An 8,573-nucleotide genomic window follows, 5' to 3' on the forward strand; every position below is an offset into this window, starting at 1 on the left:
GTAACCATGTTCAAGAAGATCGCCCTGCTGCTGGGCCTGATGACCAGCATGCTGTTTTCCCTGACCGCACAAGCCACCGATGCCACCGACCCCTATGCCCTGGTGGATCAGGCGGCCAAGCAGACCTTCGCCCGCCTGAAGGCCGATCAGGCCCAGGTGAAGAGCAATCCGGATCACCTGCGAGTGATCATCCGCGAAGAGCTGCTGCCCTACGTGGACAACCGCTTCGCCGCCTACAAGGTGCTCGGCAACCAGATCAAGCAGACCACTCCGGCCCAGCGTGACGCCTTCGTCGAGGTGTTCACCGAGTACATGGTGAGTTCCTACGCCGACGCCCTGGCCCATTTCGACAAGCAGACCGTCAAGGTCGAGCCGGGCAAGGCCGCCGGTGACAGCAACATCACCGCCGTCAACGTCAGCGTGAAAGAGGCCGGCAAGCCGGACATCTTCCTCGAGTTCAAGCTGCGCAAGAACAACAAGACCGGCGAGTGGAAAGCCTTCGACATGGTCGCCGAAGGGATCAGCCTGCTCTCTGCCAAGCAGAACGAGCTGGGCGGCCTCATTCGCCAGAACGGCATCGATGCGGTGATCGCCCAGCTGCGCGCCCACAATGCCAAGCCGCTGGTGCTCAAGAAATGAGACTGAGCGGCGAGCTGCAGGCGGCCCAGGTCGTTGAGTTGTGGCAACGGCGGGCCGACTGGTGGCAGGAAGACCAGATCGAGCTCGGCGACGTCACCACCCTGGATTCGGCAGGGCTTGCCCTGCTGGTCAAATGGGCCAAAGCCGCTCTGGCACGAGGCGCCACACCGCAACTGGTGGGCGCCTCCACTGATTTTTATACCCTGGCCAACCTCTACGGGGTGGCCGGATTGTTTCAGTCAACCCCGCTCACAACTGAGGACGCATAATGCAAGTCTCTGAAATTGAAGCGATACTCCTCGAGGCTCTGCCATTGTCCGAAGTCCATGTCAAAGGGGACGGCAGTCACTACCAAGTGATCGCCGTCGGCGACATGTTTGACGGCATGAGCCGGGTCAAGAAGCAACAGGCCATCTATGCCCCGCTGATGGACAAGATCGCCAGCAACGCCATTCACGCACTCTCCATCAAGGCTTTTACCGATGCCGAGTGGAAACGCGAACGTAAATTCCTACTGCCCTCCTGATTTGGTATCAAACGTAAATGGACAAATTCAAGATCGATGGTCGTTGTACTCTCAACGGCGAAGTGACCATCTCTGGCGCCAAGAACGCCGCTCTGCCGATCCTGTTCGCCACCCTGCTGTGTGATGAGGAGATCCACCTCTCCAACGTGCCGCGCCTGAAAGACGTGGGCACCACCATCAAGCTGCTGGAGATGCTGGGCGCCACCACCAAGGTGAACGGCAACGTCACCGTGCTGACCGGCGCGGTGAACAACCATGTCGCCCCCTACGAGCTGGTGAAGACCATGCGCGCCTCCATCCTGGCACTGGGCCCGCTGGCCGCCCGCTTTGGCGCGGCTGACGTCTCCCTGCCCGGTGGCTGCGCCATCGGTGCCCGTCCGGTCAACCTGCACGTGCACGGCCTGGAGCTGATGGGAGCCAAGATTGCCATCGAGGATGGTTACATCAAGGCTCGTGTCGACGGCCGCCTGAAGGGTGCCCACATCCTGATGGACATGGTCTCCGTCACCGGTACCGAGAACCTGATGATGGCCGCCACCCTGGCTGACGGCCGCACCGTGATCGAAAACGCCGCCCGCGAGCCGGAAGTGGTCGATCTGGCCAACTTCCTCAACGCGCTGGGCGCCAAGATCCAGGGCGCGGGCACCGACACCCTGACCATCGACGGTGTCGAGCGTCTGCATGGCGGCAGCTACAGCGTCCAGCCCGACCGTATCGAAACCGGTACCTTCCTGGTGGGCGCAGCGGTCACCGGCGGCAAGATTACCTGCCGCAAGACAGACCCGACCCTGCTGGAAGCGGTACTGGTCAAGCTGGAAGAGGCTGGCGCCCTGATTGAGAAGGGTGAAGACTGGATCACCCTCGACATGACTGGCCGTACCCTCAAGCCGGTCACCATCAAGACTGCCCCCTACCCGGCCTTCCCGACCGACATGCAGGCCCAGTTCACCGTGTTGAACGCGGTGGCCAAGGGCACCGGCATGGTCACCGAGACCATCTTCGAGAACCGCTTCATGCACGTCCCCGAGCTGGTACGGATGGGCGCCGACATCGAACTGCAGGGCAATGTGGCCATCTGCCGCGACACCCAGCAGCTCAAGGGTGCCCAGGTGATGGCAACCGATCTGCGCGCCTCCGCCAGTCTGGTGCTGGCCGGCTTCGTCGCCGAAGGCTCCACCATCGTCGATCGCATCTACCACATCGACCGTGGCTACGAAGACATCGAGCACAAGCTGCAAGGCCTTGGCGGCCGTATCGAGCGCATCAAGGGCTGATTGCCGCCCCTGAGCACGCCGATACAAAAAGGCCCCTCGCTGTGCGAGGGGCCTTTTTCATGGCGGTAATCCGCTGATGCCGGGATCAGTGACCGGCCAGCTTCATGCTCTCGACCAGCACCGAGCCAGTCTTGAGACTGGAGCGCTCATCTTCGTCGCTGCCCACCGCCACGATATGGCTGAACATCTCGGCCAGATTGCCGGCGATGGTGATCTCTTCGACCGGATAGGCTATCTCGCCATTCTCCACCCAGAAACCGGCAGCGCCGCGGGAGTAGTCGCCATTGACGATGTTGACCCCCTGCCCCATCAGTTCGGTCACCAGCAGGCCGGTGCCCATCTCCTTGAGCATGCCATTGAAATCCTGACCGGTGCTGGAAACCTGCCAGTTGTGGATGCCGCCGGCGTGGCCCGTGGTGGTGAGCCCCAGCTTGCGGGCGGAGTAGGAGGTAAGCAGCCAGCTCATCAGCTCGCCATTGCGCACTATGTCCATGTCGCGGGTCAGCACGCCTTCGCCATCGAACGGGGTGCTGGCGAGCCCCCCCAGCAGATGGGGGAACTCCTGGATGGTGAGCCACTCGGGCAGGATCTGCTTGCCCAGCTTGTCCAGCAGAAAGCTCGACTTGCGGTAGAGATTGCCACCGCTGATGGCCATCACCAGATGACCCCACAGACCGGCCGCCGTATCGGGATGGAACAGCACGGGAGCGTGGCGAGTGCTGATCTTGCGGGCACCCAGGCGAGAGAGGGTGCGCTCCACCGCCTCGTCAGCGATGCGCTGCGGGCTCCAGAGCCCGTCCAGGGTACGGCTGGAGGAGTAGCCGTAATCGCGCTGCATGTCGCCGTCCTGCTCGCCGATCAGCACGCAGCTCAGGGAGTTGCGCGATGCCGCGTAGCCTTTGACGAAGCCATGGCTGTTGCCGTACACCTTGATGCCGAGGTGACTGGAGAAACCGGCGCCGTCGGAGTGCTTGATGCGGGTATCGCGGCCCAGCGCCAGTCGCTCACACTCGATGGCCAGTTCGATGCCGCGCTGCGGATCCAGCTCGATCGGATGACACAGTTGCAGATCCGGGGCATCCCAGGCCAGCAGCTCGGCGTCCGCCAGACCGGCACAGGCATCCGGCGAGGTATGCCGGGCAATCTCCATGGCCGCTTCGACGGCGGCACGAATGGCCGACGGGCTCAGATCCGTGGTGGAGGAGGAACCCTTGCAGCCATCGCGATAGACGGCGATGCCGAGCGCACCGTCCTTGTTGAATTCGATGCTTTCCAGTTCACAACCCCGGGTGTTCACCGACAACCCGGTCTGCTTGCTGATGGAGACTTCGGCAAGCCCGGCGCCCAGTCCCTTGGCAATCTCCAGGGCCTCGGCAACTACGGCTTCAAGATGGGCTTGATCCTGGCGGATTTGGTCTTGCTGATCCATAACTCACATCTGTATGAAGGAAGGAAAGGGGCTAAGCATATCAGACCCCTGCGCCCAGCGGGAGAAGCTGGTAACATATCCACCAAACGTGAATGACAGGAATCAAGAGACCGATGAGTCAATATCAAGACGACAACGAGTGGGAAGACTGGGGCCCCAGCAAAAGCCAGCTCAAGCGCGATGCCGAAGCCTTGCAGAAGATGGGGGAAGAGATCGTCTCCCTCAGCCACAGCGAGCTGGAAAAGATCCCGCTGGATGAAGAGCTGGCCGAAGCGGTCGAGCTGGGCCGCAAGCTCAAGCCGAAGAAGGACGAGTCTTTCCGTCGCCACCTGCAGTTCATCGGCCGGTTGATGCGCAGCCGCGATGTGGAGCCCATCGTCGAGGCGCTCTCCATCATCAAGAATCGCCACTCCACCGTAAACGCCCGCCTGCACCGGCTGGAACAGTGGCGTGAGCGGCTGATCAATGAAGGCGACAGCGCCCTCAACGAGCTGATGTCCCAGTTCCACGAACTGGACCGCCAGAAGCTGCGCCAGCTGATCCGCACCGCCAACAAGGAGCGGGAGCTGAACAAGCCGCCGGTGGCCTATCGCGAGATGTACCAGTATCTGCGCGGCGAGATCGAAGATCTGCTGTAAGTGATGACTCACCGTCGCCGACCGGCGATGAGTAGTACAAATAAAACGGGGCCGATATGGCCCCGTTTTCGTGTCGCTGCAACTGTCAGCTGCCCGCCATGCACTGGGTATGAGTACCAGGCTGCAGATACGGCATCAGCAGCGGGGCCATCCCCTTGAGCACCTGCACCGGCAGGGCCGAGGTGAAGCGGAACTTGTCGGACTGGCTGCCCGGCACATAGGCCGTCAGGGTACCGAAGTGATCCTCTCCCAGATAGAAGACGAAGGTGGCGGTCCGGTTGCGAGCCAGCGAGCTGGTCACGTTGCCGTAGCGACCGACCGTTTCAATCCGGTTGTCGCCCGTCCCCGTCTTGCCCCCCATCTGCAGCACGGTACCGTCCGGCAGGGCGAAGGCACCGGCAATGCGTCTGGCAGTGCCCCCTTCCACCACCTTCGACAGCGCGTTGCGCAGCGCGGTGGCCACCTCGACCGGCAGCACCCGGGTCCCCTCGGTCTGCGCTGGCTGGAACTCGGTTTCGAACGGCGTGCCCTTGGCAAACGACAGATGCTCGATGCGCAGGGTCGGCGCACGAATGCCGCCGTTCTGGATGATCCCCATCAACTCGGCCAACGCAGCAGGGCGGTCGCCCGAACTGCCCAGGGCCGTTGCCAGCGACGGCACCAGATGATCGAACGGATAGCCCAGTCTGGCCCAACGTTGATGGATGTCGAGGAAGGCCTCGACCTCCAGCATGGTGCGGATCCGGCTGTCGCGGGCGCTACGGTGGCGGGTCTTGAACAGCCAACTGTAGACCTCCTGCCGCTCGTCCCGGCTCGCCTCGACGGCATCGGCGAAGGTTGCCTTGTCGAACTCCTTGAGATAGGAGAGCAGCCACAGCTCCAGCGGGTGCACCCGGGCGATATAGCCTTGATCCGGCAGTGAATACTTGCCGGGACCATAGCTGGTATAGAGCTGCTCGATACGACGATCGCTCAGCTTCTCCCGCGGCAGGCGCTTCGCCAGGAAGGCAGCGAACGTCTCCTGCGACGCATCCGGCATCAGGTAGCGATGTACGGCAGCCAGGCGCACGGCGCTGGGCTTGAGACCATCCAGGAAGGTATCGAGCTGTTCATCCGCAGTCTTGCCACGGTATTTGCGCCAGAAGCGCAGCAGATAGGTCTGCCCCTCTTTATCCGCAAACTTGGCCAGATACTCGGTACGGCGCGGATCCTTGTCATCCTTGAGCAACTGGGCACGGTTGCCCTCCCGGTAGAGGCTGTAGCGGACGATGTCACGCATCAGACGCACGAAGGGCAGGTTGATGGATTCACGCAGCGCGTCGCGAATGGCCGGGATGCGGCCATTGTCCTCGCGCCGGAAGTTGTTGAAGGTGTGCATGCCACCGCCGGTGAAGAATCCCTCGTTCGGGCTGGCGGAGTATTTGCGATCCAGCGCCGCCTCCAGCATGGGTGGCAGGCTCTTGTCCTTGGCGCTCATCAGGTAGGAGACGGCCCAGCGGCTGATGTTGTCCTGCTCCGATACCTCGATCTTGCGCAGGCTCTCGGCCGACATGTCCGCGTAGTTGTCGTGCAGCTCGGAGACGATCTCCAGGTAGGTAGTCAACACCCGCAGCTTGGCGGTTGACCCCAGCTCCAGCTTGCTGCCCTCGTTGATGTCGAACGGCTGATCCGTGTTGTCGGTCTGCACCCGCACCTTGAAGCCCTGCGGGGATTTTTCGAACAGCGTGAAGCTGTACTTCACGTCTCCCGTCTTCTCCGGCGAGAGCAGGCGCTCACCAAACAGCCCTACCTGAGCAGCAAACGTTGGATCGGCCAGCTGCTGCAGGTAGCGAGAGACCTCGTTTTGCAACGGCATGTTGAGGCTGGTATCAGCCGTCAGATCGAGTCGGTCCAGATCATAGAGCTGCACCCCGAGCTGACGGCTCAGACGGGTACGGGCAACTTGCAGGCCCTTGTTGTTGTTGACCTTGGTCACCGCCGGGGACTGCAGGAAATCGCGGAACGAGATCTTGGCTTTCAGCGCAGCTTCCATCAGCGGCGGCGTGATCATCCCCTCCTGTACGAACAGCCGCAGATAGCTGTCGGTCAGGGTCGCCAGTGCATCGCGCCCCTGCGCCAGATAGTAGGAGGGGCGGCGATGGGCAATCATCAGCGAGACCACCTGGCGCAGCGCTAGGCCCTGCTCCGCCAGCGAAGCATCCTGGTTGCGCGCAGGATCCAGCAGCCGGTTTACCTCGTCCACATTGGCGCCAAACCATACCCAGAGACCATCCCCCAGGCCGTGCACCTCCCCATAGCCGGGAGCCGCAGAGAGCGGTACCGAGTTGAGATAGGCCCAGGCAACCAGTTTGCGCGCCTCCAGCGTCTTGGGCCCCAACCGGTAGGCCCGTACACTGGCGGAGGCCATCTGGCGGATCTTCTCGGTGGGTGACAGCGTCAGGCCATCCGGCGAGTGGCGATACTTCTCAACCTGAGTCGCCAGCGTACTGCCGCCGGCCGATTGATCCTGCATATCGAGCGCCTTGCCGACCTGCGACATGGCTGCCTTGGCAAAACGGGGCCAATCCACGGCCGGGTTGGCCAGCGGTTGCTCATTGCTGAGCAGGTCGCGGTTCTCGATGAACAAGAGCGACTGGATCACCAGCGGCGGGATGGAGGCAAAATCCGGGTAATAGTGGGTCGGATACTTGAATTGATAGAAGGGTTCCGCCCGACAGTCGTGCAGAGTCAGGCCGGCTTGCACCTTCTCGGTATAAGGCACGAAAAAGCCGCGACTGGCATAGTCATACAAGGCGTCGGAGAAATGTACCTGCTCGCTGACCTGATAACCCCGTTGCAGCAAGCGCTCCTGCATCATGGGCAACAGTACATAACCGAGCCGCTTGTCGAAGGGACCGTCTTCGGGGAAGGCAATCTGCTTGCTGGGGCCCGGTTCGACCTGATAGGTCAGCTTGGCCGCATAGCGGGAGATCTCCTGCGATTGCAGGCGGGAAGTCTGCATCTCATAACCGACCAGAGCAATCACCGCAGCCAGGCACAGCAAAAAGAAAAAGCAGAACAACCAGCGCCACCAGGAACGACGCTTGCGCTTGTACTTGCCGTCCACGCTTGGGACAGATGAATCCTGAGATGCCACTTTGTTCAAATCCGTCTGTTCTGATGCGCCCATATCAGCCCCACCATGGTTGCGCAATTTATTGTGTTTCACTCAAGCTTAGTCGTTTCAAGTCAATGGCTTGAAAACTATTGACCGCTTTGTAGTGATGGTAACAGGGCGATCATAAAAAGGGGAGCCGATTGTTGCAGTGCAGTGAGAGATCCGAGCTGATGACAGAAAGCAAAACACCGGCCTATGGCCGGTGTTTTGAGAAGACAGTGAGCAGGCTTATTTGCTGGAACTCATCGCCTTGAGCTTGGTGCTCAGCTCTTTACGCTCTTTGGACAGCTCGGCATTCTTGATGATGTGGTCGTCCACACGCTCTTCATAATCAGCCCGCATGTTGGCGATGATGGCTTGCACCTCATCGATGCTCATACCCGGTTTGATGTAGTCGCTCAGGTTGTCGAGCAGCAGCACCCGCTTCTGGTTGTCACGGACCTTCTTCTCGTTGTCCGCAATTTCACGCTTGAGTTTGTTCTGACGACGGGACATACGCACATATTCCAGTACATCGCTGAAGGTGGACTTGTTTACTTGTTCCATATCGATACCACTGACGTAAGGTTGATAAAAGCAGGCCAAGTTGCATCCGTACTAAAGAAACCAACATGAGAGAGTACGGGCCAACCCAAGATGCCTTTACTCTACCGAGTTATGAGGCAGATACAACCCTAATTGCAGGGCTGACGCCGGGTTTCGGCACGAGAGAGCCGAGTGAACAACAGAGTGGAAAGCAGTGCAGACTCTCCATCCGAAGGGATATATCAGGGGTGAGATAAGGCGAATTTCAGGCAATAAAAAACCCCGCTCAGATGAGCGGGGTTTCTTGTATTGGGTGCCTGGCAGTGTCCTACTCTCGCATGGCGAATGCCACACTACCATCGGCGCTACCGCGTTTCACTTCTGA

At 60.7% G+C, this 8,573-nt stretch carries 8 protein-coding genes; 5 read left to right on the forward strand and 3 right to left on the reverse strand.

All coding sequences use genetic code 11. The features are described 5' to 3' along the window. Window positions 1-6 precede the first annotated feature (6 nt). From mlaC to murA, 4 genes are read left to right on the forward strand one after another with little or no spacing between them, the layout of a single operon-like run. On the forward strand, window positions 7-639 hold the full coding sequence (gene mlaC / locus PG900_RS18310; RefSeq protein ID WP_011707621.1) for a phospholipid-binding protein MlaC: 633 nt from the start codon (window positions 7-9) through the stop codon (window positions 637-639). Next, on the forward strand, window positions 636-908 hold the full coding sequence (locus PG900_RS18315) for an STAS domain-containing protein (RefSeq protein ID WP_016352203.1): 273 nt from the start codon (window positions 636-638) through the stop codon (window positions 906-908). The genes mlaC and PG900_RS18315 overlap by 4 nt, the downstream gene beginning before the upstream one ends. Then, window positions 908-1,165, forward strand: coding sequence for a BolA family iron metabolism protein IbaG (ibaG, locus tag PG900_RS18320; protein WP_005306001.1), 258 nt, complete (start codon window positions 908-910; stop codon window positions 1,163-1,165). The genes PG900_RS18315 and ibaG overlap by 1 nt, the downstream gene beginning before the upstream one ends. 17 nt (window positions 1,166-1,182) lie before the next feature. Continuing rightward, window positions 1,183-2,439 carry a UDP-N-acetylglucosamine 1-carboxyvinyltransferase gene (gene murA, locus PG900_RS18325; RefSeq protein ID WP_011707623.1) on the forward strand — a complete coding sequence of 419 codons (1,257 nt, stop codon included), beginning with the start codon at window positions 1,183-1,185 and terminating at the stop codon, window positions 2,437-2,439. Between the two features lie 85 nt (window positions 2,440-2,524). Here the strand turns inward: murA and pmbA are convergent, their stop codons facing one another. Beyond that, complete coding sequence (gene pmbA, locus PG900_RS18330) at window positions 2,525-3,868, reverse strand: metalloprotease PmbA (protein WP_011707624.1); 1,344 nt, start codon at window positions 3,866-3,868, stop codon at window positions 2,525-2,527. 113 nt (window positions 3,869-3,981) lie between these two features. Here pmbA and yjgA point away from each other — a divergent pair, with 113 nt between their 5' ends. After that, the gene (gene yjgA, locus PG900_RS18335) at window positions 3,982-4,506 is read left to right on the forward strand and encodes a ribosome biogenesis factor YjgA (RefSeq protein WP_010635921.1); all 525 of its coding nucleotides are present in this window, start codon (window positions 3,982-3,984) and stop codon (window positions 4,504-4,506) included. An 85-nt stretch (window positions 4,507-4,591) separates the two neighbouring features. Here yjgA and PG900_RS18340 read toward each other — a convergent pair whose 3' ends face one another. Beyond that, the gene (locus PG900_RS18340) at window positions 4,592-7,675 is read right to left on the reverse strand and encodes a transglycosylase domain-containing protein (protein ID WP_270831972.1); all 3,084 of its coding nucleotides are present in this window, start codon (window positions 7,673-7,675) and stop codon (window positions 4,592-4,594) included. A 216-nt stretch (window positions 7,676-7,891) separates the two neighbouring features. Continuing rightward, a complete protein-coding gene (gene tmaR, locus PG900_RS18345; RefSeq protein WP_016352207.1) occupies window positions 7,892-8,209 on the reverse strand; it encodes a PTS system regulator TmaR in 318 nt (105 codons plus the stop codon). Window positions 8,210-8,573 lie beyond the last annotated feature (364 nt).

Origin of the sequence: Aeromonas sp. QDB03, assembly GCF_027707985.1 — a bacterium.
Classification (GTDB): domain Bacteria; phylum Pseudomonadota; class Gammaproteobacteria; order Enterobacterales; family Aeromonadaceae; genus Aeromonas; species Aeromonas hydrophila.